This is a genomic window from Paenibacillus taichungensis, from assembly GCF_050994985.1.
Classification (GTDB): domain Bacteria; phylum Bacillota; class Bacilli; order Paenibacillales; family Paenibacillaceae; genus Paenibacillus; species Paenibacillus taichungensis.
This window is the reverse complement of the sequence record NZ_CP194720.1, coordinates 513,694-537,997: the sequence shown is the minus strand read 5'-3', so window position 1 is coordinate 537,997 and position 24,304 is coordinate 513,694. Positions and strand designations below refer to the sequence as shown.

General features: G+C 47.1%; 24 protein-coding genes, 1 rRNA gene and 1 other annotated feature. All 25 genes read right to left on the bottom strand.

What is annotated here, in order from left to right:
• Positions 1–211: 211 nt before the first annotated feature.
• The 25 genes from ACR1R9_RS02520 to ACR1R9_RS02400 all read right to left on the bottom strand — a co-directional run bounded on the left by ACR1R9_RS02520 (position 212) and on the right by ACR1R9_RS02400 (position 24,254).
• Positions 212–1,763, bottom strand: a 16S ribosomal RNA gene (locus ACR1R9_RS02520).
• A 502-nt stretch (positions 1,764–2,265) separates the two neighbouring features.
• The gene (locus tag ACR1R9_RS02515) at positions 2,266–3,891 is read right to left on the bottom strand and encodes a LysM peptidoglycan-binding domain-containing protein (protein WP_433921823.1); all 1,626 of its coding nucleotides are present in this window, start codon (positions 3,889–3,891) and stop codon (positions 2,266–2,268) included.
• Positions 3,892–4,085: 194 nt separating this feature from the next.
• Positions 4,086–4,970 carry a branched-chain-amino-acid transaminase gene (ilvE, locus tag ACR1R9_RS02510; protein WP_076290954.1) on the bottom strand — a complete coding sequence of 295 codons (885 nt, stop codon included), beginning with the start codon at positions 4,968–4,970 and terminating at the stop codon, positions 4,086–4,088.
• A gap of 139 nt (positions 4,971–5,109) precedes the next feature.
• Complete coding sequence (pheA, locus tag ACR1R9_RS02505; protein WP_076290767.1) at positions 5,110–5,991, bottom strand: prephenate dehydratase; 882 nt, start codon at positions 5,989–5,991, stop codon at positions 5,110–5,112.
• A complete protein-coding gene (gene thrB, locus ACR1R9_RS02500; protein WP_076290768.1) occupies positions 5,988–6,956 on the bottom strand; it encodes a homoserine kinase in 969 nt (322 codons plus the stop codon). Before thrB ends, pheA begins: the two co-directional genes overlap by 4 nt.
• Positions 6,953–8,023: a threonine synthase gene (thrC, locus tag ACR1R9_RS02495; protein WP_064635832.1), complete on the bottom strand. Its 1,071-nt coding sequence runs from the start codon at positions 8,021–8,023 to the stop codon at positions 6,953–6,955. The genes thrB and thrC overlap by 4 nt, the downstream gene beginning before the upstream one ends.
• A gap of 124 nt (positions 8,024–8,147) precedes the next feature.
• The gene (locus tag ACR1R9_RS02490; RefSeq protein ID WP_076290955.1) at positions 8,148–9,434 is read right to left on the bottom strand and encodes a homoserine dehydrogenase; all 1,287 of its coding nucleotides are present in this window, start codon (positions 9,432–9,434) and stop codon (positions 8,148–8,150) included.
• A gap of 94 nt (positions 9,435–9,528) precedes the next feature.
• Entirely contained in the window at positions 9,529–9,966 is a 438-nt protein-coding gene (locus tag ACR1R9_RS02485) for an ACT domain-containing protein (RefSeq protein WP_024633956.1), read from the bottom strand.
• Between the two features lie 233 nt (positions 9,967–10,199).
• Positions 10,200–11,510, bottom strand: a complete 1,311-nt coding sequence (gene obgE / locus ACR1R9_RS02480) for a GTPase ObgE (RefSeq protein ID WP_076290769.1) — start codon at positions 11,508–11,510, stop codon at positions 10,200–10,202.
• A gap of 17 nt (positions 11,511–11,527) precedes the next feature.
• Positions 11,528–12,265 (bottom strand): Spo0B domain-containing protein, encoded by a 738-nt coding sequence (locus ACR1R9_RS02475; protein WP_063568125.1) that lies wholly within the window; start codon positions 12,263–12,265, stop codon positions 11,528–11,530.
• A 151-nt stretch (positions 12,266–12,416) separates the two neighbouring features.
• Entirely contained in the window at positions 12,417–12,728 is a 312-nt protein-coding gene (gene rpmA / locus ACR1R9_RS02470; RefSeq protein ID WP_024633959.1) for a 50S ribosomal protein L27, read from the bottom strand.
• A gap of 23 nt (positions 12,729–12,751) precedes the next feature.
• Positions 12,752–13,081 carry a ribosomal-processing cysteine protease Prp gene (locus ACR1R9_RS02465; RefSeq protein ID WP_063568124.1) on the bottom strand — a complete coding sequence of 110 codons (330 nt, stop codon included), beginning with the start codon at positions 13,079–13,081 and terminating at the stop codon, positions 12,752–12,754.
• 13 nt (positions 13,082–13,094) lie between these two features.
• A complete protein-coding gene (gene rplU / locus ACR1R9_RS02460; protein WP_062328098.1) occupies positions 13,095–13,406 on the bottom strand; it encodes a 50S ribosomal protein L21 in 312 nt (103 codons plus the stop codon).
• A gap of 14 nt (positions 13,407–13,420) precedes the next feature.
• Positions 13,421–13,505: a sequence feature (ribosomal protein L21 leader region), on the bottom strand.
• A gap of 56 nt (positions 13,506–13,561) precedes the next feature.
• Positions 13,562–14,812 carry an Rne/Rng family ribonuclease gene (locus ACR1R9_RS02455; protein WP_076290771.1) on the bottom strand — a complete coding sequence of 417 codons (1,251 nt, stop codon included), beginning with the start codon at positions 14,810–14,812 and terminating at the stop codon, positions 13,562–13,564.
• A gap of 104 nt (positions 14,813–14,916) precedes the next feature.
• On the bottom strand, positions 14,917–15,777 hold the full coding sequence (locus ACR1R9_RS02450; protein ID WP_076290772.1) for a site-2 protease family protein: 861 nt from the start codon (positions 15,775–15,777) through the stop codon (positions 14,917–14,919).
• Positions 15,770–16,654, bottom strand: coding sequence for a peptidoglycan DD-metalloendopeptidase family protein (locus ACR1R9_RS02445; protein ID WP_433921824.1), 885 nt, complete (start codon positions 16,652–16,654; stop codon positions 15,770–15,772). The genes ACR1R9_RS02450 and ACR1R9_RS02445 overlap by 8 nt, the downstream gene beginning before the upstream one ends.
• A 226-nt stretch (positions 16,655–16,880) precedes the next feature.
• Positions 16,881–17,675, bottom strand: coding sequence for a septum site-determining protein MinD (gene minD / locus ACR1R9_RS02440; RefSeq protein ID WP_053783092.1), 795 nt, complete (start codon positions 17,673–17,675; stop codon positions 16,881–16,883).
• Positions 17,676–17,678: 3 nt separating this feature from the next.
• On the bottom strand, positions 17,679–18,341 hold the full coding sequence (minC, locus tag ACR1R9_RS02435; RefSeq protein WP_076290774.1) for a septum site-determining protein MinC: 663 nt from the start codon (positions 18,339–18,341) through the stop codon (positions 17,679–17,681).
• A 73-nt stretch (positions 18,342–18,414) separates the two neighbouring features.
• Positions 18,415–18,948, bottom strand: a complete 534-nt coding sequence (locus ACR1R9_RS02430) for a rod shape-determining protein MreD (protein ID WP_076290775.1) — start codon at positions 18,946–18,948, stop codon at positions 18,415–18,417.
• Positions 18,948–19,820, bottom strand: coding sequence for a rod shape-determining protein MreC (gene mreC, locus ACR1R9_RS02425; protein WP_076290776.1), 873 nt, complete (start codon positions 19,818–19,820; stop codon positions 18,948–18,950). The genes ACR1R9_RS02430 and mreC overlap by 1 nt, the downstream gene beginning before the upstream one ends.
• Positions 19,821–20,008: 188 nt before the next feature.
• On the bottom strand, positions 20,009–21,043 hold the full coding sequence (locus ACR1R9_RS02420) for a rod shape-determining protein (protein ID WP_076290777.1): 1,035 nt from the start codon (positions 21,041–21,043) through the stop codon (positions 20,009–20,011).
• A 194-nt stretch (positions 21,044–21,237) separates the two neighbouring features.
• Complete coding sequence (gene radC / locus ACR1R9_RS02415) at positions 21,238–21,927, bottom strand: RadC family protein (protein ID WP_024633970.1); 690 nt, start codon at positions 21,925–21,927, stop codon at positions 21,238–21,240.
• Between the two features lie 35 nt (positions 21,928–21,962).
• The gene (locus tag ACR1R9_RS02410) at positions 21,963–22,574 is read right to left on the bottom strand and encodes a Maf family protein (RefSeq protein ID WP_433921826.1); all 612 of its coding nucleotides are present in this window, start codon (positions 22,572–22,574) and stop codon (positions 21,963–21,965) included.
• 92 nt (positions 22,575–22,666) lie between these two features.
• A complete protein-coding gene (locus tag ACR1R9_RS02405; RefSeq protein ID WP_024633972.1) occupies positions 22,667–22,909 on the bottom strand; it encodes a DUF4321 domain-containing protein in 243 nt (80 codons plus the stop codon).
• A gap of 145 nt (positions 22,910–23,054) precedes the next feature.
• Positions 23,055–24,254 carry an SPOR domain-containing protein gene (locus tag ACR1R9_RS02400; RefSeq protein WP_433921827.1) on the bottom strand — a complete coding sequence of 400 codons (1,200 nt, stop codon included), beginning with the start codon at positions 24,252–24,254 and terminating at the stop codon, positions 23,055–23,057.
• Between the last annotated feature and the right edge of the window lie 50 nt (positions 24,255–24,304).

The following is a 24,304-nucleotide window of genomic DNA, read 5'->3' as shown; positions in this document are numbered from 1 at the left end:
ATTGAAACTTGTTTACACAAGTTCAGCTTAAAAAGGAATGTTCTAATTCGCAATTTTCGTTTCGATATCTAGTTTTCAAAGAACAAGCTCCATGCAAAAGCAAGCTGTTTGAGAGTTTGAGCTCTCAAAACTGAGCAACGAGTGAGTAACTAGCCGACCTGGCTAGATTTTGTATTTGAATGTTTCCGCTACGGGAAACGATTCTCCATAGAAAGGAGGTGATCCAGCCGCACCTTCCGATACGGCTACCTTGTTACGACTTCACCCCAATCATCTATCCCACCTTCGGCGGCTGGCTCCTTGCGGTTACCCCACCGACTTCGGGTGTTATAAACTCTCGTGGTGTGACGGGCGGTGTGTACAAGACCCGGGAACGTATTCACCGCGGCATGCTGATCCGCGATTACTAGCAATTCCGACTTCATGCAGGCGAGTTGCAGCCTGCAATCCGAACTGAGACCGGCTTTTTAGGATTCGTTCCACCTCGCGGCTTCACAGCCCGTTGTACCGGCCATTGTAGTACGTGTGTAGCCCAGGTCATAAGGGGCATGATGATTTGACGTCATCCCCACCTTCCTCCGGTTTGTCACCGGCAGTCACCTTAGAGTGCCCACCCGAAGTGCTGGCAACTAAGATCAAGGGTTGCGCTCGTTGCGGGACTTAACCCAACATCTCACGACACGAGCTGACGACAACCATGCACCACCTGTCTCCTCTGTCCCGAAGGAAAGATACATCTCTGTATCGGTCAGAGGGATGTCAAGACCTGGTAAGGTTCTTCGCGTTGCTTCGAATTAAACCACATACTCCACTGCTTGTGCGGGTCCCCGTCAATTCCTTTGAGTTTCAGTCTTGCGACCGTACTCCCCAGGCGGAGTGCTTAATGTGTTAACTTCGGCACCAAGGGTATCGAAACCCCTAACACCTAGCACTCATCGTTTACGGCGTGGACTACCAGGGTATCTAATCCTGTTTGCTCCCCACGCTTTCGCGCCTCAGCGTCAGTTACAGCCCAGAGAGTCGCCTTCGCCACTGGTGTTCCTCCACATATCTACGCATTTCACCGCTACACGTGGAATTCCACTCTCCTCTTCTGCACTCAAGTCACCCAGTTTCCAGTGCGATCCGGGGTTGAGCCCCGGGATTAAACACCAGACTTAAATGACCGCCTGCGCGCGCTTTACGCCCAATAATTCCGGACAACGCTTGCCCCCTACGTATTACCGCGGCTGCTGGCACGTAGTTAGCCGGGGCTTTCTTCTCAGGTACCGTCACCTTGAGAGCAGTTACTCTCCCAAGCGTTCTTCCCTGGCAACAGAGCTTTACGATCCGAAAACCTTCATCACTCACGCGGCATTGCTCCGTCAGGCTTTCGCCCATTGCGGAAGATTCCCTACTGCTGCCTCCCGTAGGAGTCTGGGCCGTGTCTCAGTCCCAGTGTGGCCGATCACCCTCTCAGGTCGGCTACGCATCGTCGCCTTGGTGAGCCGTTACCCCACCAACTAGCTAATGCGCCGCAGGCCCATCCCCAAGTGACAGATTGCTCCGTCTTTCCAGTTCTCTTCAGGAGAAGAAAACAACTATTCGGTATTAGCTACCGTTTCCGGTAGTTGTCCCAAGCTTGAGGGCAGGTTGCCTACGTGTTACTCACCCGTCCGCCGCTAACTATCAGAGAAGCAAGCTTCTTTTCAAGTCCGCTCGACTTGCATGTATTAGGCATGCCGCCAGCGTTCGTCCTGAGCCAGGATCAAACTCTCCAATAAAGTATTGAAAAGAGCGATAAGCTCATTTTGAAACTGACGAGATTAAAAATCTCATTTTATGCTCCAGTCGATCCAAGCCAAGGCTTGTCTCAAACTTTCGCATTCATTCTGCAAGCAGAATGTTTACTCACTCGTTGTTCAGTTTTCAAAGATCAAACTTGTTTGTGTTACTCTTTTCGTTGTCAGCGCTGTGTTTCAGCGGCGACTTAAATAATATATCATACTGATGAAACCAATGCAATAGTTTTTTCAAAAAAACTTTTAATAGATTCTAAGCCCCCAGTGCCCCCACTAAAAACTTTAGCGAATTTGGAGCTCTATTCCCCCAACAATCCCGTCCACATTAAGAGTTTTCTTTCTTGATATCTACTAAAGAACCTTACAAGCGTGACACTTCCATACTGCATTAGGATTACCCTACTCTCCATACAAAAACTCAAAAGGCCGGCTCTTCTCAGAGTCGACCTTTTGAAGATTTACGGTTTTCCGTTACTTTACAGTGTTATTGCTGTATCCAGGGATTTCTACGCTTTTTGTTGTCAGAACTACGTTTACTGGTTGTCCCTGTGCGTTCTCTTGATTGTTTCCCGGATACAGATACTTTAGATTTAGCTTTGGCAGCAGGTTTGGCTGTTCTGCGTTTCGCAGTTCCTGTTTTGGCTGCTTGTTTAGGCTTCGCATCCAGATTGAACTCAGTCTCACTCTCTGTAGAAGACTGGCTTAAGTTAGCCTCGTCACGTCCACCCTTTTTGCCTTCCCCCTTACCTTGTGGAGGATACAGTTCACCAAATGCACCTAATGGAGACGGCGGCACCATGTTCTGAGTAGGGTATGGATTTTGATAGGCATACTCCAATGGCTGATTAGGCATCATGGATGTGGTCATTTCAGGTTGCATCCCATAAGGATTGTATGTGCCCCACGCTGGGTTCTGGTAGTTATGTGAGGGATGTGCGTATTGATGGTTGGGGATGTGATGGTTGCCACATCCACATGGCGGGTACGGAAGCATAGAGTAGGGAGAAATATGAGGCGGTTGGTGGTTCATATGCTCATTGGCTGCAAATGGAGGGTATGGGCTGTTCACTTGACCTGATGGAGCGATCGGATATGAGTTGTTCTGCATCTCAGCAGATACGTTCGGCATAACGTTGTTATGATTATACTCCGTGCCGGTCCAAGGCATGTTGGATGTATGACCTATGGAGTACGGACTCACTTCAGGTATACCTGGGAATGTAGCATTGTCGTTCGCCCCAGCCGTATACATGTTTTGTGGAGTAGTGTATACCTCTTGTGCAGGTACAGGAACTTGGGCATATGGATGCTCGGCAGGAGCATGCAGCATTTTACTACCGCAACCACATGGAGCTTTGGTCGCAGGAGCTACCTCTGTAGGCCATTCCGTGTTGTTAGGTATTACAGGTAAAGGCAGGACTTCAGGTGAAATATTAGGCATCGTATACGTCGGCGCTTCAGTTATCGGTTTTAATTGCACTTCGGATTTGGTATTTTCTTTCTTCTGAGCTTCCTTCTGCGGCTTCTCTTCAGGAATTTCAGGTAACTGTGGTAACACTTCCACTTCTGGCTTGATATTAGGTACGACCGGATTTGCAGGTACAGGAGCCGGAACCGTATTGGAGACTTCCGGTACAGGTGCTGGTACAGGCACTGGGACTACTGGTACGACCGGAGCCGTTTCTTCTTTAACTCCCGTGTATTCCTTCCCTTCAGGAGACAGCTTCTCATGAGCAACATTGGGTGATGTACCATTTTCTGAAGCCGTGTTCCCTGGTGCATTCGCTGATGGAATGTACACGGTCTCCCCTACAAGAAGAGCATTAGGATTTTTCAATTGTGGGTTCGCATTGATCATATCTTTCAACGGAACTCCCCAAGCCTGTGACAACTTCCATAATGAATCGCCTTGCTGGACTTTATGACTGTGCAACACGCCTTCTGGCTTTGGTGTTACAGGCTCCGCAGGAATTTTGACCTTCATGCCGATCTCCAACTTGTCAGGATTTGAAATTTGCGGATTAGCTGCGATAATTTTGTCCAACGCTACATTATATTTTTGGGACAGCAGATATAATGTGTCGCCTTTTTTCACCATGTGTATTTTCACTTGGAACTAACCTCCTAGACGTGATACTTGGGCAGTGCATTCGCCCATACCGTTACTACATCCTATGCAGAAATTGGGCCAATGACATCAACTAAGCAAAAAAAATCCTCCTCGCCCTAAAAACCGCATACTTCAGGTATGCTGAGTTTCTGAGACAAGAAGGATTTCCTGCTTCCCTATTCAGTTCGTTCCAATTAATCTTCCCAAACTTTGTAACCATCTTTGTCGACAATTTGACGGAATGCTTCCAGCAGCCTCAAGGTTACAGGACCTGCAACACCCGTTCCAATCGTTCTGCCGTCCACCTCATAAGCAGCAATAACTTCTGCAGCTGTTCCAGTGAAAAAGACTTCGTCGGCAATGTACACATCATGTAGCGTAAATGGAACTTCTTTTAATTCAAGATCCAGCTCACCGCACAGATCGATAATGGCCTGACGTGTAATTCCCTCTAATGCACCAAGATAACAAGGTGGCGTATAAACTACACCATTTTTGATGATGAAGATGTTATCACTTGAACCCTCAGTAACGTAACCTTGGGAATTCAGCATAATCGCTTCACCAGCACCTGAGTAGTTAGACTGAATTTTAACAAGAATGTTGTTCAGATAGTTCAATGATTTAATCTTTGGATTCAATGCGTCCGGTATGTTGCGGCGCTGGGATACAGACACGGCTTTTAGCCCAGTAAGATACGCTTCCTCCGGATAGATTGCCAGTTGCTCTACAATGATGATTACGGACGCTTTCGGGCAGCGCAGCGGATCAAGACCCAAGTTACCAGGTCCACGTGAAACGATCAGACGAATATAACCGTTACGCATATCATTGCGACGTACCGTTTCAGCCATCACTTCCAGCATCTCATCATAAGACAGCGGAATGTTCAGACTGATGGATTTAGCTGAATCGTACAAACGATCCAAATGCGCTTTGCATCTGAAAATGTTACCGTTATAAATCCGAATACCTTCGAAAATACCGTCTCCATACAAAAATCCATGATCATATACCGAAACGGTTGCGTTCTCTTTGGTCACATATTGACCATCCAAATAAATCCATTGTTCTGACACCGATGACTGCACCTCCATAAAATTTCCATTCCTAGATTCCGAAACTACATTTATCTCGTTCATTGTACAACAAATGACAAGCTATTTCTTGCTCATTTTACCCAGTCTTATGACAACCTTCAACAATGTACGTCCTGATTCAGGTCGTTTTCAACGAAGGATATGTATAACACGGATAGCTGCCAAGAATACGTACCTGACAATTCAAAGCCTCAATCTCAGCCATGGCTGCGGTAAGCAATACCGAATCTGCACTTTCCTCAACATCAATGTAAAAATAATAACTCCCCAACCTTTTCTTCGTTGGACGAGATTCCAGTCGGGTCAGGTTCAGCTTCCGCCAGGCAAAAGCCGACAACACCTGATGCAATGCACCCGGTGCATCTTCAGGCAATGTAACAAGCAAACTGGTTTTTACATGATCAGGCTCTCGTGGTATCTGAACAGGTTCATGACCTATTAGCACAAAACGAGTATAGTTGTTGTCATGGTCGGTAACCCGTTCAGCCATAATGTCCAAACCGTGCTTCTGTGCAGCCAGCCTGGTGCCAATCGCGACCCAGCCTTTGCCAGGGTTTTTTTTCACAATTTCTACAGCTTCCGCTGTACTGTTTACACCCTCAAGGTCTGCTCCAGGTGAATGTAAGCGAATAAAATTCTGGCACTGCGGAATCGCTACAGGATGGGACATGATCTTCGTAATTTTCCCGAAATCATATTCACCACTCTCTGCCCTGAACTCGGAGCCATGTCCAATGACATTCTGGATGGATGGATAAACCCATTCTGCTTGCATCGGAATATCAACTTCGTTAACCAGCCAGTCCATATGCAAACTAACGGAGCCTTCAATCGTATTCTCAATGGGTATGACACTGTACTGGGACTTCCCACTATCCGTAGCCCGGAAAACATCAGAAATCAGCTTGGAATGAAGCAATTCCAAAGGCTCCCCATTAAACAGAAAATCTACTGCTTCATGGGAAACTGAACCTTCAGGTAATACTGCAATTCGTTTCATGCGTTAACTTCCCCTTTAACTCTGTCCATAAAAGGACTTTCATCTTGATCAGGCAGTACGGTAACACCGTCCAGATCCGGATCCAACCACAATGCAGAAGCAGTGATGCCTTCACGGTTCATTGTGTCTATCAAATATTGCTCCAGTTCGAGCTTACGAGTATCATGACGATCTACCAACGTCAAAACGGTAGGTCCGGCTCCACTCAATGCAGCCCCCAGGGCTCCATGACTGACTGCATGTTCAAGGATTTCAGCCATACCAGGTACCAAAGATGCCCTGTAGGGTTGATGAATCCGATCAGACATCGCCTTTTGAATCATGTCCAATCTCCCACTTGCCAAAGCTGCAACGAGCAAGGATGATCTGCTTATGTTGTGAATGACATCAGACTTGTCAAACTGCTGTGGAATTACATTTCTTGCTTTCGAAGTGGACAACTCGAAGTCCGGTACGATGACCAACGTCTGCAAGTCCTGATGCGGCTCAATGCGAATATGGTCTACCCGACTGCCATCCCACGCTGCTGTAATGATACCTCCATATAGGGAAGCTCCTACATTATCCGGATGTTTCTCCAGCGACGTAGCCATGTCCAGAAGTTTGGCATCAGATAAAGGAGTGCCTATTAAAGCATTAGCAGCAGCCAACGCGCCCACGATGGCGGATGCACTGCTTCCCAGTCCCCGAGTAAGCGGAATATCGGAATACATGGAAATCTCCAACTCCGGCACGGAGATTCCGGCTTCGTTGAAGACCATCTGCGCGACTTCATATAACAAATTGGATTTATCTGTTGGCAAACCCGTCAGATGATCTCCATGTAAATGGAATGTTGTCTGCTCAGCCGGTTTCATCTCAAGCCATGCATACAGAGACAATGCCATGCCCAGGGTATCAAACCCTGGACCCAGATTGGCTGTACTTGCAGGTACCTTAACAGTTACCCTTTGCTTCAAACTCATACGGATTGTTGCTCCAATTGTGCAATTGCCGCCATAACCGCTTCTTCAGAATCTTCCACAACAAGTGGTTCAGTCGCTACCGTTTTGATTGCAATATTAGGATCTTTTAGACCATGTCCTGTCAGAACACAAACCACAGTCTCTCCACCTTTAAAGTATCCTTCACTCTTCAGTTTGTATACACCAGCAACGGAAGCAGCGGATGCAGGTTCAGCAAAAATCCCTTCACGAGCGGCGATCGTACGATATGCTGTCAGAATTTCTTCATCAGTTACATAATTAATCTGTCCGCCAGACTCTTCAGCTGCAGCTACAGCAGTTTTCCAACTTGCAGGATTACCAATTCGAATAGCCGTTGCTACGGTTTCAGGCTCAAGGATCGGTTCACCTTTGACAATTGCCATTGCGCCTTCCGCTTCAAAACCAACCATACGTGGCAGGGAGTTCGATTTGCCTGCTTCTTTATACTCTTTAAACCCTTTCCAGTAAGCCGAGATGTTCCCTGCGTTGCCCACTGGAATGGCAAGTACATCAGGTGCTTGACCAAGCTGTTCAATGACTTCAAACGCAGCCGTTTTCTGTCCTTCAATTCGGAACGGATTCACGGAGTTCACGAGCGTAATTGGATGTTTGGCTGTAATTTCACGCACAATTTCCAATGCACGGTCAAAGTTGCCATTAATCGCAATAACTTTAGCTCCATAGATCATAGCCTGAGCTAGTTTACCCAGCGCAATGTTGTTATTCGGGATCAAAACAATACAATTCAGACCAGCACGAGCCGCATAGGCTGCTGCAGCCGCTGAAGTGTTACCTGTCGATGCACACATGATCGTGCGGCTACCTTCTTCCATCGCTTTAGCAACAGCCATAACCATTCCGCGATCTTTAAATGAACCAGTCGGATTCAGACCTTCATATTTGAAATATAAATTTAATCCAAGCTCCTCAGACAGATTCTCCGCATGAACCAGGGGCGTGTTTCCTTCATGAAGCGTAAGCAGGGGCGTGTTTTCATTAACCGGAAGATGCTCTCTATACGTTTGCAGTAATCCTTGATATCTCATTGTGGGTAAACTCCTTTGTCGTTAATAATCCGAATATGATTAATATGATTGCATACCTCAATATGGTTAGGCGTGTATCTTAAACTTAGCTTAGACCTGAAACAAACCGGAATTTGGGGGCGAGTTATCCTTCTACCCGGTACACACTCTTAATGCGACGAATGACAGCAAGTGATTCAAAGTGTTTCAATACTTTATCCATGCTTGCCTTGCTAGCGTTATGCGTAACAATGATGATCTCAGCATCTGGGTTGTGTTCGTTCGGCTGTTGCACAACTGAAGCCAGGCTGACTTCGTATTCAGCAAAGATTTGGGTAATTTGCGCCAGTACCCCTGCCTTGTCATCCACATGCAGCAAAATAAAGTTTTTCGACATAATGTGTTCGTCACTTTGCAGACGCTTCTGTTTATAAGGCACAATCGCTTTGAGACCATTCACACCCAGCTTCAGGTTTTTGATAACAGCCACGATATCCGCTACTACAGAAGTTGCCGTCGGAAGTTCGCCTGCACCCGCACCGTAGAACATCGTCTCACCTACAGCTTCGCCATGTACATACACTGCGTTGAACACGCCATTGACGGAAGCAATTGGATGATTCTGTCTTACCATCGTCGGCTGAACACTTATGGTGATCTCATCATCTCGACGATCTGCGATACCCAGCAGTTTCATTTCATAACCAAGTCTTTTGGCATACGTAATATCTTCACGGGTTACGGAAGTAATCCCCCTAACGGTCACATCTTTCAGTTCCACATTGGTTCGGAAGCCCAAAGTACCCAGAATCGCCATTTTGCGAGCTGCATCGAGTCCTTCGACATCCGAAGTTGGATCGGTTTCTGCATATCCGAGTGCTTGAGCCTCTGCCAGAACCTCTTCATATGAGGCACCTTCCTGGCTCATTTTGGTCAAAATAAAGTTCGTTGTTCCGTTCACTATCCCCATAATGCGGGTAATCCGGTCGGATGAGAAACCTTCAATCAACGTGCGGATGATTGGAATGCCACCAGCCACACTCGCTTCATAGAATACATCACATTGCTTTTCCTGTGCCTTGGCCAAGATCTCGGAACCGTGCAAAGCCATTAAATCCTTGTTCGCGGTTACGATATGCTTGCCCCGCTCCAGTGCTTCAAGGATGTACTCTTTGGTCTGATCAATGCCGCCCATAACTTCCACGATAACATCTATATCCGGGTGACGAATGACTTCCCAAGGATCTTCAGTGAGCTTGGCACGGTCTACAGCAATGACACGATCCTTCTCCGTATTCTTCACTGCAATCTTCTCAATAACGATCGGTGATCCAACCTGACTGCTCAGATCCTCCTGATTTCCTTCCACGATGCGAACGACCCCAGTACCCACCGTGCCCAGACCCAACAGTCCCACTTTTACTGGTTTCACTAACGATCTACCCCCAATGTCTTTTTCTCCTTCACCCCTGAACGATTTAACCATACATAGAACTTATTCCTAAACGTTTTACGTTAACGTCTAATTAGCCTTGGCCAACAATGCGCGTGCGCCGAACTCCGGGCATATCCTGCATCCGATCGAGCATTTCTCCGATTTCCCCATGAAGATGTGATGTCTCCACTGAAATGACGACATTGGCTCTTCCCTGGAGCGGGATACTCTGATTAATGGTTAGCACGTTGGCTCCATAACCAGCTACATGTCCGAGCACACGAGACAATATTCCTGACTGATGCTCCAAATCAATGGAGATCGTTACAATTCGCTCCCGTTCAAGCTGATTGATCAAATGGATGCCATCCTTGTACTTATAAAAAGCGCTCCGGCTTAATCCAACCTGTTCAACCGCCTCATGGACTGTTTTGACATCCCCGGAAGCTAGCAGTTCTTTTACCTGCATGGTCTTCACCACAGCCTCTGGCAAAATGTCTTCCCGTACTAAGTAATAGCGTTCATTCACAGAACGTCCTCTCCTCAAAGACTCATGTATTCATATAGTGGACATTATATAGGATCTATCTCAAAAGGGCAATACCTCACATGTCTATTTTTGAAAAACTATTCCTATCAGTATACAAGTTTATCCCACGTGCAGGTAAGGAAATATAAAAAAAACGCAGAGCAGCGGGTTATCTCCCACTACTCTGCGTATATGTTTTAATCCTTTATATTCGTAAAGGTTGCACTTCTATCTTAATAGTAGCTGCTACCTTCCACAAATTCGAACTCAAAGTCGCCAATGCGCACAATGGTGCCTTCTTCAGCTCCGCGTTTACGAAGTTCCGCATCCACACCCATATGACGCAATGTACGCGCCAGTTTGAGAATCGCTTCATGCGAATTCAGCTGCATCCGTTTCATCATACGTTCAATCTTGGCGCTTTCGACAACGAAGATTTCATTCTCCCGTACAATACGGAAACCATCGTCCTCTTTTTTGTCCAAGCTGTATACTTTGCGTTCAGATAAGTCAGCAACTTCTTCAACCATTGGCTCGTCCGGAATTTGATCCAGCAGATCAGCCGCACGATACAGGAGCTCTTGAATCCCTTTCCGTGTCAGGGACGAAATAGGCATAACTTCAATATCCGGTTGAACTTCACGAGCCTTCTGCAAAAACTCTTCCAGATTAGCCTCGGAATCCGGCATGTCCATTTTATTCGCTGCTACAACTTGTGGTCTCTCAGCGAGGACAGGATTGTACAATTTGAGTTCCTCGTTGATTTTCTGCCAGTCTTCGAACGGATCACGTCCTTCTGAACCAGACATATCAACGACATGAACGATAATGCGTGTACGTTCTACGTGACGCAAGAACTCATGTCCAAGCCCAATACCTTCGTGGGCACCTTCAATCAGGCCAGGCAAGTCGGCCATAACAAAGCTGCGACCTTCACCCACACCAACAACACCCAGGTTAGGAGTAATGGTTGTAAAATGATATGCTCCAATCTTTGGCTTGGCTGCCGAAACAACAGACAACAGTGTGGATTTCCCGACACTTGGGAAACCAACCAAACCGACATCTGCCATGACCTTAAGCTCAAGTACGATGTAACGTTCTTGACCTTCTTCGCCATTTTCGGCCAGTTCTGGCGCTGGATTGTTAGGCGTGGCAAAACGAATGTTTCCCCGTCCGCCCCGTCCGCCACGAGCAACAACAACCTGTTGACCATGACGCGTCAAATCAGCCAGTACTTCTCCACTGTCTTCATCCAAAATGACGGTTCCAGGTGGAATACGTACAATCATGTTCTCAGCGTTCGCGCCATGCTGACTTTTATTACGTCCCTTCTCACCACGAGGGGCCTTGAAGTGACGCTGGTAACGGAAATCCATCAACGTACGCAGACCTTCATCCACACGGAAAATGATGTCAGCTCCTCTGCCTCCATCACCCCCGGCAGGTCCGCCGTTCGGTACATACTTCTCACGACGAAACGAAATAATTCCGTCCCCTCCGTCTCCGGCTTTCACATAAATCTTCGCTTTATCTACAAACATTGGTTAACCCCTTCTTCCTATATTCCGCAAGGCATTCTGAATTGTATAAACGTATCCTCAGACGGAAGCTGCTCCGTTCTGACTTTTTTTCCTTTGAGTACGGCATTGAGCTGCCGCAATGTTTCCGGATCGGGTGTTTGATCCCCATCCAGCCGGACAACCACATCTCCGTGATCCTGTCCGAAGTTCAAGGTCAGTTTGCGAACCTCTCCCCAAGACGACCGGCCGCCGCCATATTGATAGGCTCGAATCGCATCGGCAATCGCCCCCGTAAGCGACTCGCCATCCTCGGGAGAGACCAGAGCACTAAGCTGCAACTCTTCCTCTACGACCACATGCAATTCCAGAGCGACTCCACTGGTCCGGAAAGATTGAAGATAAAATACGAGTGAAGGAATACCCAATCTGGAGATTCGGCTTTCTTCGTTAACCCGCTCTACTATTCTTTCCACACATTGCACTGATTTATCAAGTTTGCCCAGTCTAAGATATCCATACAATACCTGAAGATCGTTCATCCAATCATGCCTATGATGATTTAATGATGCAATTGCTGTCTTTTCCATAGATTGTATGATGGTTCTGCGTTCCGCCTCTGCCTGTCTTTTCATCACATTCACAGAAACAAAAAGCACCGCGACGGACCACAATGCGTATACAGCAATTGAAATAATCACTGGATACAGCATAACGAAAACCAAAGGAATCAGAAGTGAACATGCCGCAATCCAGGGCACTCTTTTCCAAGATTTCATGGCTTCTCCCCGTTCTACAAAACTCGGTTGGTTTAAACCCCACCGTAACCAAGTATAACATGTCTTTTCTGCCAGTTCATTATCGAATAACCTATAAACACAAAAAGCCTCCGGCAAAAATGCCGAAGGCTCCTTAGGCGGAATGCCGATATTATGCTTCTACTGCAGCTGCTACTGGAGCAACATTCACAGGGTAGATGCTTACTTTTTTACGATCGCGTCCCCAACGTTCGAATTTCACAACGCCGTCAACTTTCGCAAACAAAGTGTCATCTTTACCGATACCCACGTTAGTACCTGGGTGAATTTTCGTTCCGCGTTGGCGAACGAGAATGCTACCACCAGTTACTGTTTGTCCGTCAGCACGTTTAACGCCAAGGCGTTGCGCGTTACTGTCACGACCATTCTTCGTGGAACCTACACCTTTTTTCGATGCGAATAACTGAAGATTTAATTTCAACATGATTGGTTGTCCTCCTTCTTTAATTATTTGACTTGCTCTATCTGAATATACTTTCCGTATGACTCTGCAATATCAGTGAGCATAAGCACCATGGATTCGAGTAGCAATTGTACCTGGGACCAAGTTCCGTCTTTCTCCAGCACCGGTAAAGAAGCGCTTAAAAAGCCATTCTTCATCTTGGCGTCCATTTCGACACCAGTCAGTGTTTCAATCGAGTTCACCGTACCCACTGTAACAGCGGATACCCCGGCACATACGATGTCTTCTCCCCGCTTGGCAAAATTAGCATGCCCTTTGATGGAGAAACGATCGATGCTCCCGTCATCATTACGAAAGATTTGAACGATAATCACTTATCGCACCTTCTTACGCTTTGATTGCTTCGATAGTTACTTTTGTATACGGTTGACGGTGACCTTGCTTCACATGGTAGTTCTTTTTAGGTTTGTATTTGTATACAACAACCTTTTGTCCTTTGCCATGTTTCTCCACTTTAGCCGTTACAGTTGCTCCGGAAACCAATGGTGTACCTGCTGTCAAACCTTGATCGTTAGATACAGCCAGGACACGGTCGAACGTTACGCTTTCGCCATCGTTCGCAGTCAATTTCTCGATGAACAGAACATCGCCCTCTTGGACTTTGTACTGTTTGCCACCTGTTTCAATAATTGCGTACATTTGCCTTGCACCTCCTCATGTCTCAGACTCGCCCGGTCTCAGGTGACAGTGTCCTTGCGGAACTGTTCTTGTACCCGGCCAGTGCGGTTACAGCATGTGCAAGACCAATAGGCTAAACACATACCTGATGATTATACCACCAACCATACTAAAAATCAATGCAACGGCGAAATATATCTTTTGCCTGTCCCATGACAGGAAGAACACGGCTCCACGTATGGGAGCGTGCTCTCTTCTCGTACCTTCTTACGGGTAAGTTCGAGCAACCCCAGCTTGGTCCAACCCATCACAAAAGCCTTGGTTCGATCCTTCTTGAGTTCATTTTCCAGCGTTGCCGCAACTTCATGCCGGTTCATCGCTTCCTCCATATCAATGAAGTCCACAATAATCATGCCGCCGATATCCCGAAGACGCATTAAACGGGCGATCTCAACCGCTGCCTGCATGTTCGTTTCCGTTACGGTCTCTTCCAGACTGTCACCGCCTGCTCCCGTGTACTTGCCTGTATTGACATCGACTACAGTGAGCGCCTCGGTATGATCAATGACAATATAGCCGCCACCAGGCAGCCATACCTTACGGGCGAAATCCCTGTTCAACTGCTCCTGCACTCTATAAGCAGCAAAAATTGATTCTTCTCCCCGGTACACCTGTACTTTAGGTTGATGGCCTGGACAGATTTCCTCCAGCAAAGCACTCAATTCACGGGCTTGTGCTTCATTATCCGTTATGACTTCATCACTGCCAGGCGTATACACATCACGAATGATCCGCTGAACCATACTGTGGTCTCGATGCAGCAGGCTTGGTGAAGGCAAACTATCCGCTTTTTCACGAATCAGACGCCACTGCTCACGTAATGTTTCCAGGTCGGCCTGAATGGCTTCCCTCTGTTCCTCTGCGGATACGGTTCGTATGATAAGCCCCTCTTCGTTCCGTCTCAGCTGTTCACCCAGCGTTTTGAGGCGGGATCGATCACCCTCACGGGCAATTTTTTTGGAGACGGCCACATAGTCCGCTAAAGGCATGTAGACAAGCCATCGGCCCGGCAGCGAATAATGAGTCGTCACCCGGGCTCCCTTGCTCCCTACTGGCTCCTTCAGGACCTGGACGATTACATCCTGACCTGGACGAAGCAGCTCCGAAATCGAAGGCTTCACTTTGGGTTGTTTCTCCAGATTGGGATGCAACACATCGTCCACATACAGAAAAGCATTCTTTTTCTGACCGATATCCACAAAAGCAGCTTGCATACCTGGTAACACGTTCACTACCCGTCCTTTGAAATACGAACCCAGCAGTCCACGCTCGCGTGTACGCTCTGCCATGAATTCTACAGCTTTGCCTTCTTCCAGAAGCGCCATTTGCATGAGGTTATGTTCATTATGTACAATCATTTGTTTCATGGCTTCACCTCTAGAAGACAATTCAATTCATCCACATCCATTCTGTATCTTTGCATACTCATTGTACATGTATTAACCCAATTCAGGACATATCCACCAAGATGCTACAACTTATCCGTGTCTTGTTTGAAATAAGAACCGATGATTCGCTGCTCAGGCAAAACAGCCATGATTCTTCCCTGTCTATTCATCACATATATCATATGGTATCTTTCTCTCTTTAATAGACGCAAAATAGTCTCCAAAGGTTTCGCCGGAAATGAGATAATCGGCTGCGCCAAACTACCTGTAGCTGCATGTCGGGTGAATGCACTTTCACGATTCATTAGAAATCGGATAAAACGGTATGGAATATTTCGGTAATCCGTCACGTTGGAATAGAACAGAAAAATTCCGACCAACAGAATATTTAAAGGCAGCCCGTAATCACCGGTAAACCACCGACCGATGGCAACCAAGATAACCCCTGCACTACACAGAATGCTGATTCTGTAAGTCCACATCAATGTCGTATAGTAGGGAGCAGCAAGACTAACGAGTGCCTGTACAATTTTACCGCCATCCAGCGGCAACACCGGTAGCAGGTTAAATAGGGCAATCAGCAGATTCCCCTGTATAATATAATCCAAAAAAAGCGGGTCTCCCAGGTTCCCGTACTTCAGCAACAAAACAACTCCAACCATGAGCATATTTTGAAAGGGACCTGCCAAAGCGATAATAATCTCCCGGCGGGCTGTAATATTCCCGGCATCTTCAATAACGGCGACGCCGCCAAAAGGAAGCATCTGTATCGAAAGGACACGGCAGCCCAGAAGGGCTGCCGCTGCAGCATGTCCACATTCATGAATAAAAACGATGGCAAACAACGTAATGAGTTCAATAAAGTTCCCGGTCAGCAGGGAAGCCATCATGATAATCACAAAAAAAGGATGAAACGAGATACGTACACCCCACAACCTAATCAAGGGCAACCACTTCCGCAGGGTCCACGTACTGCTCGCCCTCTTTTACAGCGAAATACAATGTGGCAGGTTGATCATTTCCAGTCTTCTTTAGGCTGCCGACCGCATCACCCGCTTCTACCCAATCATTCACCTGGACTTCACTTTCGTTCAAACGTCCGTATATGGCTGTGACTTGACCAGAGTGCTGAATTACAACCGTTGTCCCATTTTCCGGATCATCCAATACTTGAAGTACTCGTCCCGCATCTGAACTGACTACTTGAACAAGTCCCGTACCGCCAGCTTCGGGAACAATCTCAATGCCTTTCATGCTCAGTGCAAAAGGCTGAACGACGGTTCCCGAGATCGGTTTGCCGAGCAGGTGTCGAATACCTGAGCTGTTCACAGGATCGGTGGTATGTCCAAGAACAGGCAGGAATGATGGTGTTCCGCCAAAATGCCGTTCGTACCAGGCAGCAGCATAGGCAAAATCCATGTCCCGATGCAGCATGTCGGCGATCACGGTTTTGGCAGGTGTCGTCCACGAAGTGTTCAACTGGAACAATCCCCAGACACCGCCAAATAATAAAATGCTAACCACCGTTCGTCCCACGAATGACTTCATCAGATTAAAACGCGGATGACCGCCAGGACCATAATGTCCGTTCTCTTTTTTCCACAGCCATTCCGGATCTCTTTCCGGTTCTGCCAACGAAGATCTTGCCGTTCGTAGATTTTCTTGTATATCCACAGACGAGAAGGGATTACGTTGCGTAGATGTACGCTTGTCGAATACCGGGCCCGATTCTCGCTGCTGCATCATTTCTTCCGTAGCCCCATCCAGTAACCGCCGAATGCGTTCTTCTCTTCTCTGCTTGATTCTGAGTTTCGTATTCATGGAATGTCCTCCCGCCGAGGCTTGTTTACTACATCCTATGAGGGGCTCGTTCATAATATGAACAAGCTTCGGTTGGAAGCAAAAATAACCCCACAACGTGGAGTCCTCCTGTGAAGTACATATCCTGTTCATACAAGACGCCTTTAATAAAAATGCTCCATAATATTCAAAAAGCCGGGCTTGAGGGCCACGGCTATCATACATGAATGTGATGAGAAAGAGCGAGTTAACCCATTCCAAAGAACTTCTTAAAACGTGTGAAAGCACCTTTTTTTTGCTCCAATTGCATCAGAGGAACGGTATCTCCCAGAATACGACGGGCAATATTACGATAGGCAATGGCCGCAAGTGAATCCGGATTCATTACTGTGGGCTCTCCCGAGTTGGCTGCCTTAATGACAAGTTCATCATCAGGAACGATCCCGATCAGATCAATATTAAGTACTTGTAAAATACCGTCAATGTCGAGCATGTCGCCTGATTTGACCATATTGTTGCGGATACGGTTCACAACCAATTTTGGTGATTGAATGTGCGAACTCTCCAGCAAACCAATGACACGGTCCGCATCACGCACAGCCGCATTTTCTGGTGTAGTGACCACAATCGCCTGGTCAGCTCCTGCAACCGCATTTTTGAACCCCTGCTCAATTCCGGCTGGACAATCAATAATGACGTATTCAAAATCTTTTTTCAATTCGAGAATAATGTCCTTCACCTGTTCTGGTGACACAGAGTTCTTATCTCTCGTTTGTGCTGCAGGCAGCATATATAATTCTTCAAAACGTTTATCTTTGACCAAAGCCTGATTCAGTCGGCAGCGGCCGTCTGCAACGTCGCACAGATCATAAATGATCCGGTTTTCGAGTCCCATCACGACATCCAGATTGCGAAGGCCGATATCGGTATCTACCAGACAAACCTTTTTACCGAGCAGCGCCAGCGCTGTCCCGATGTTTGCCGAGGTGGTTGTTTTACCAACGCCGCCTTTACCCGAAGTGATCACGATCGCCTCTCCCATGAGCTACACTCCTTTAAACACATTAAAATCTCGGCGCAACCGAACGATATTGCTCATCTTGTCGATCTGCATCTGATTGTCCTGTAAATAAGCAAATTCCATACCGGTCTCTCGGCTCTCCCACTCATCGGGAGGACGGCTGATGATGTCAGCGATCCTCAGCTGCGTTGGTGCAAACACCGAAGCAGCAATGATTGAGTCTTCGTCCCCACCAATTCCAGCGTGAGCCATGCCTCTGAGTGAACCCAAAACATATATATCTCCGGTACACGTTACTGTGCCCCCCGGATTGATATCACCAAGAAACAGTAGATTCCCTTCATGATGAAGCACCTGACCCGAACGTACCATACCACACATAGTTACAATTGGCGGCGGCCCTTTAACCTCTGGTTTAAGGGCCGGTGAGTCTATGGAACGAATGAGCAAATTCCCTTTTTGTTTCAATATATCAAGAATTGCTTCTTTCTGGTTCTCCGTCACTTCCCGGTTGCCCAGTTTGATATCCACATGAACTATCGGTCCGGTCAAAATATTTTGATGGCTGTGTTCCAGCTTATAGCGGAGCTCGTAGAGCAATTCCTCGAATTCACATTGATCGTCCAACAGGAAAACCAGGCCGTCTCGGATGCCTTTAATCGTTACGTGATTCGATTTTACCGTCATAAGCCTGTCCCTCCCATCTCATTACATTTCGTGCCCGGGTCCCCAAGTTCCTGCTTCTCACTCCATAAATGTATCAAGAAGCTTCTTGTGCTTTGCTCTTTCTCTTACCAATTCGCTCCAGTTGTTTCCGAAGAGGAACATAAATGATCAGCGCGAACACAAAATGAATGAACAAGTTGGGAATCATGTATTCAAGCAGTGCCCAGTCAAATGTCACATGATTGAGTTGGAAGAGCTTGTACAGAAAGAATAACATGGTGTCATTCAGCAGACTTCCCAAAAGGACGACGGAAACCATAACCGGCAGTGGTGCGCGCGGCGCTTGAAAAATAAGTCCCATCATATATGCCGATAATCCCATCGAGAATCCGTATGGTCCAATCATTTCGCCGTAAAATACGACATCGTGCAAGAGTCCAAATAATATGCCAAGCACCAACGCCGTGTGCCGATGATGATATACAGCAATAAACAAAATCACGATATAGACCAGGTTGGCAGAAATACGCATTTGCCAAGCCGAAGGAATGAGCAGCGGAAGGATCGTTCCTTCAACAATGAACAAAATGAACAGTAACAGGAATAAGACTTGCTTGCGCGTTATCATTATTCTTTTACCTCAGGTGGGATAATCACAATCAGCTCTTTCCAGTCCAGAAAGCTTGCATATGGCTTAATAATCGCAGTCCGTGTCAAGCCATATTCCCCAACTTCAACCTTCTGCACTTCTCCGATACGCATGTACTTTGGAAAATTGTTGATAATCCCGGAGGAGATGATTTCATCACCCTTTTTGATATCTGAATCTTCCGAGATCTTGGTCATTTTGAGCATGCCGGTCTTTGGATCATAACTCTCAATCATACCAAACACTTTTTCTTTACCAACCGCTGTAGCTGCAATGGCATTGGAAGTAGGATCATTAGCATCCATGGATGTTAACAGGTTAACGGTTGACGTGTATGAACTGACATGACTGACAACCCCAACCAGCCCCTCTTGCGAAGTGACAGCCATTCCAGCCTTAATTCCCGCATTTTCACCAATGTCGATATTAATCGTTCTGCTGTTCGGGTCAGAGTTAGCACTGATGACCTGAGCAATTCGTGAACCGTAGTTATACCGATTCTTTTGTTCTTCGGTAAAATTGAGCGCTTTCTGGAGCTGTTCATTCACCTGCTCCATATCATTGTATTTCAGCCGATCCCGGGTATAGTGACCCATCGCAATACGAAGCTCTTCATTTTCTTGATATACCGTACGCATGTTCGCCAAATCTTTGAAAAAGCCCGCTACAGAAGAAGCGGGCTTGTAAAATACGTATTGTACAAATCCGACTGAATCCTTCAGGAATTTCTCCGGCCAGGATAGAGCGGTTCGCGGACCGAGCGTAAAGCCCATTAACGCGATAAATGTAACAAGGCCCACCAGCAAAACAAAAAGTCTTTTGTTACCCAGCAGTTTAAACAGTTCGACCACCCTCTAACATCCATTATTCTCTTCCGAGCCATGCCCGGCGGGGAGACTGTCAGACTTATAGTCCCATCGAGAATATCAGCTGATTCTCCCCGGGTATGCGGGTAATAGCTCTCCCGGGGTTAACCGGGTCCTCTTCGTTGATATCATGCTCCTTGGTCGTGAAGCGAACCAAGCAAAGCGTATATCAATTAACGTTTGGAACGAACTGCCGAACTGCTTCTGCTCTTGAACAAATGAATATTCTCAAGCGCTTTACCTGTTCCGATTGCAACGCAATCGAGCGGGTTCTCTGCTACGATAACAGGCATTCCTGTCTCACCAGCAAGCAGCTTGTCCAGATTGCGAAGCAATGCGCCGCCACCTGTGAGAACAATACCACGGTCCATAATATCTGCTGCCAGCTCAGGAGGACATTTCTCCAAGGTTACTTTTACAGCTTCAACAATGGCATTCACCGTATCCGCCAGAGCTTCACTGATTTCATCCGAAGTAATCGTAATCGTCTTCGGCAAGCCTGTAACGAGGTCGCGTCCACGAATTTCCATTGTTTCCACTTGCTCAAGCGGCATAGCTGATCCAATATCCATCTTCAACTGCTCCGATGTACGTTCACCGATCATCAGATTATACTGGCGTTTAATGTATTGAATCACGGATTCATCCATCTCGTCACCCGCTACACGAACCGAACGGCTTGTTACAATACCGCCAAGAGAGATGACAGCCACTTCCGTTGTACCACCACCAATATCGACAACCATACTACCCGTTGGTTCCCATACAGGCAGATCTGCACCAATGGCAGCTGCAAAAGGCTCTTCAATCGTATAGGCTTCACGTGCTCCAGCCTGTTTGGTTGCATCTTCAACCGCGCGTTGTTCTACTGCAGTAATCCCCGATGGTACACATACCATCACATTAGGATGACGTTGGAACATGGAGCGTTGTTTCTGCGCCTCACGGATGAAATATTTGATCATCGTTGCCGTTGTATCGAAATCGGCAATAACGCCGTCTTTCATTGGACGAATGGCACGAATGTTACCTGGTGTACGTCCAATCATTTTTTTGGCAGATTCACCTACTGCCTCAATGCTTTTTGTATCTGTCCGTATAGCGACAACCGAAGGTTCGCGCACCACAATTCCTTTTCCACGTACATAAACCAGCGTATTCGCTGTCCCCAAATCAATACCCAAATCTTTCGTAAAACCACCAAACATGACGTAATCTCCTTTTCTGCCTCATATAGCCGCCCCAGTGAATCAAGAGCGTTTCATTTTCATTCCCACCATAGTGGTGGAGCTAATATTCGCATTTGTTTTGTGTTGCATTGTTTTGCATTAGTAAAGTGAACCTATCTTCTACGGACAACGCCGTCAACATTCATAGGAAAACATCAACGCCAACCATTATATTATACTAAGCCCTTCTCCTTCAAACTTACGTACGTTCCATCTCCGATAATAATGTGATCCAGCACGTCTATGCCAACAATTGCACCGGCCTCGATCAGTCTTTTGGTTATTTGGATGTCCTCTGGACTAGGCGTAGGATCACCACTGGGATGGTTGTGTGCGCACACAATAGAGGCGCTGCTGCATTTGATGGCAGCCCGGAACACTTCACGCGGATGAACAATCGAAGCGTTAAGGCTACCCATGGAGAGTGTTTCCTGGGCAATAATGTGGTTTTTGCTATTTAGGAAAAGACACACAAAGTGTTCTTTCTGCAAGTAACGCAGTTGTTCAGTAAGGATGTCGGCCGCATCACGAGGGGTACGAATTGAAGTTGACTGTGTAAGTCTGCTCTTCGCAATTCGATGACCAAGCTCAATGCTGGCTTTCAGCTGTACAGCCTTGGCCATGCCGATTCCCTTCATCGCAGTCAATTCTTCCAGGCTCAAATCCATCAACGAGCGAATTCCACCCGCTTCGGTCAGAATCCGCTGTGCCATATGCACTGCGGATTCCTGTCTTGTACCAGTTCGAAGTAAGATCGCCAGCAATTCAGCATGGCTTAAGGCGCCCGCCCCGTATTCCATCATGCGTTCTCTCGGGCGTTCTTCCTGGGGGATGTCGCGCATCATATATTGAGGCGACTCCATATGTTCCCTCTTTTCAGATCGTCAATTGCGGAATTTCATGTACGTGGCAGTACATGTACGCCGAATCCATCCAGCATATCGCTAAGCAAGGACAATGGTAGGCCTACCACATTGAAATAACATCCTTCAACACGTTCTACCAACGAAGCACCAATGCCCTGAATGGCATATGATCCTGCCTTGTCCGAAGGCTCTCCAGTCTGAACATACGCACGAATCGTAGCTTCAGACAGTTCCTTCATCGTTACATCGGTCTGTCGGTACTGAACCATGGATTGTCCATTACTTGCATCGATACAAGCTACTCCCGTGAAAACACGGTGTACACGCCCCTGTAGACGAGATAACATTCGTTCAGCGTCCGCTTCGTCTACGGGTTTACCAAGAATATCACCGTCCAGAACGACAACAGTGTCACTACCAACAATAACAGCATCCTGTTCACGGCCTTCCAGCCCGCGATAAACGGCAAGCGCCTTACGCATCGCAAGCTCCTGTACCGTCTGTTCAGGAGTCCATTCCGGGGGTGTATCTTCATCGGCGTGACTTGGTATTACTTCAAAAGCTAGATGGAGTGATGCGATCAGTTCTTTACGCCGCGGCGAGGTGGAAGCCAGAATAATGCGACGCTGTTGTTTTTTATCCAAAATAACCGGCCCCTTATGCTACGGCGACATCCTGTCGGATCACGCTAGTAGATATCATTTTTTTAGTTTCTTCGTCAAAATTCGTCATTCTCCTATAACCTGCGATACAGCCATACAGCAGCAATAATACCGATCAGACTCAGGAGGCTCATTTGAAATTGAAGTGAAATATCATAACTGATAATATCCAGATCAGCCTGCGGCGACCAACGAATGGTCGTGGCTTTCGTTAGAAAGGCAACGGCCTTTACAGGCTGCAGTGCCTTGGCGATCCACGCACCGGCCAGCCAGCCGAGCAGTAGAAACAGCAATAACATGCCGAAGTTTTTTTTCATCGGTGATCTTCCCTCGCCATTTTTTGACACCCACATTATTATACGGGGTTTTGTACGTCAATACAAACACAAATCCGGCAAGGGGAACTATTTCCAGTTCCTTGCCGGATAGGTATTTCAAGGCCGTGTTATGGGAAAGTGGTAATTACTGTTTTATCGCTTCAAGCCATTTTTTTTGCTGTAATACATATTCCATCAGATCGGACTGTACAGACCACATATGCACATTAGCCGGATTTTTGTTGTATTCGGCAATTGCCGTTACCGCACTTGCCATCGATTTTTCCATCGCGGATACATAGGGTTGTACGTCTGCACTCAGACCTGGTGCAATACTATTCAAACCGGTCAGCCAGAGCTGATGCTGATTTTGTAATGAGGTCATCGTTTCGGTTGAAACGGCTTCAGGAACGGACTGACCAAGTTGCTGGATCGAAAGGGTAGACAGTTGTTCAACCAAAGCCGCCCCGCTTGCGAAGAAATGCTGTACATCCTCTGCTTTTCCGCCGAATACTGTCGGGTTCACTTCAGGATTGACAATTTCCTTGACGTACAGCTCCACACCTTCGGCCTTAAGCCTTGAGCTGAGCAGCTTGGCCTCCTCACGGTCAGCCGAAATGCCTGCATATACCCGATTACCATCCTCCGGATCGGAGCCTGCCGCTATGCCTGCCTGGGACAGCTCCACCTTCGCCTGTTCTGCGCGTTCAGGAGAACTGAATACACCATATTGAAGTGCATAGTAGCTGCCGCCTGTAGTTGTTGCCTGAATCTGCTGTTCCGAACCTGCCACTCCCTGCTGACCTGTTACAGCCGATACCGCCTGATTGGCGGGGATCTTGCTCCCAGGATCTACGGCCCCTTCCCGATTAAAAAAAGAAAGAATAACCATGCCGAAGAGGGCCCCGGTTACAAGTGCACCCGTTACTGAACCAATCATTTTCCAGCCCCTCGGGGGACGATTTCGCTTATAAGAGTAGTTTTCACTATTTGCAAGCCAATCATGGCCTCCATAATTCTCGTCCGACCTGTTCTCGTCCTCATCTTCGGGATACGCAGTTAGATGATTATAACTGTATCCAGGCTCATCGAGTTTCGAATCTTTGTCCGTTCTTTGGTAAGGTTCAGGTACAGTGGAGCCTGTCAGCATCGTCTCTCCCCAGTCACCGGGAATATCCTCTGGTGTCCATGAAGGCGCTGTATTCAACTGCGTCGATGTTGGCGTTGGACTGTGCGGAATTTCTTCACTCAAAGCTGCAAATGTGCTGGATGTGGATATCCCCTTGTTTTCAGGCTTGTCCGACTCGTTATCCCCAAAGCGAAACGTCATTCTAGCATTGCTCACCCCGTACCCTCTCCTTTGTCCCATTTATAACAGCTATATGCGGAGAGAAT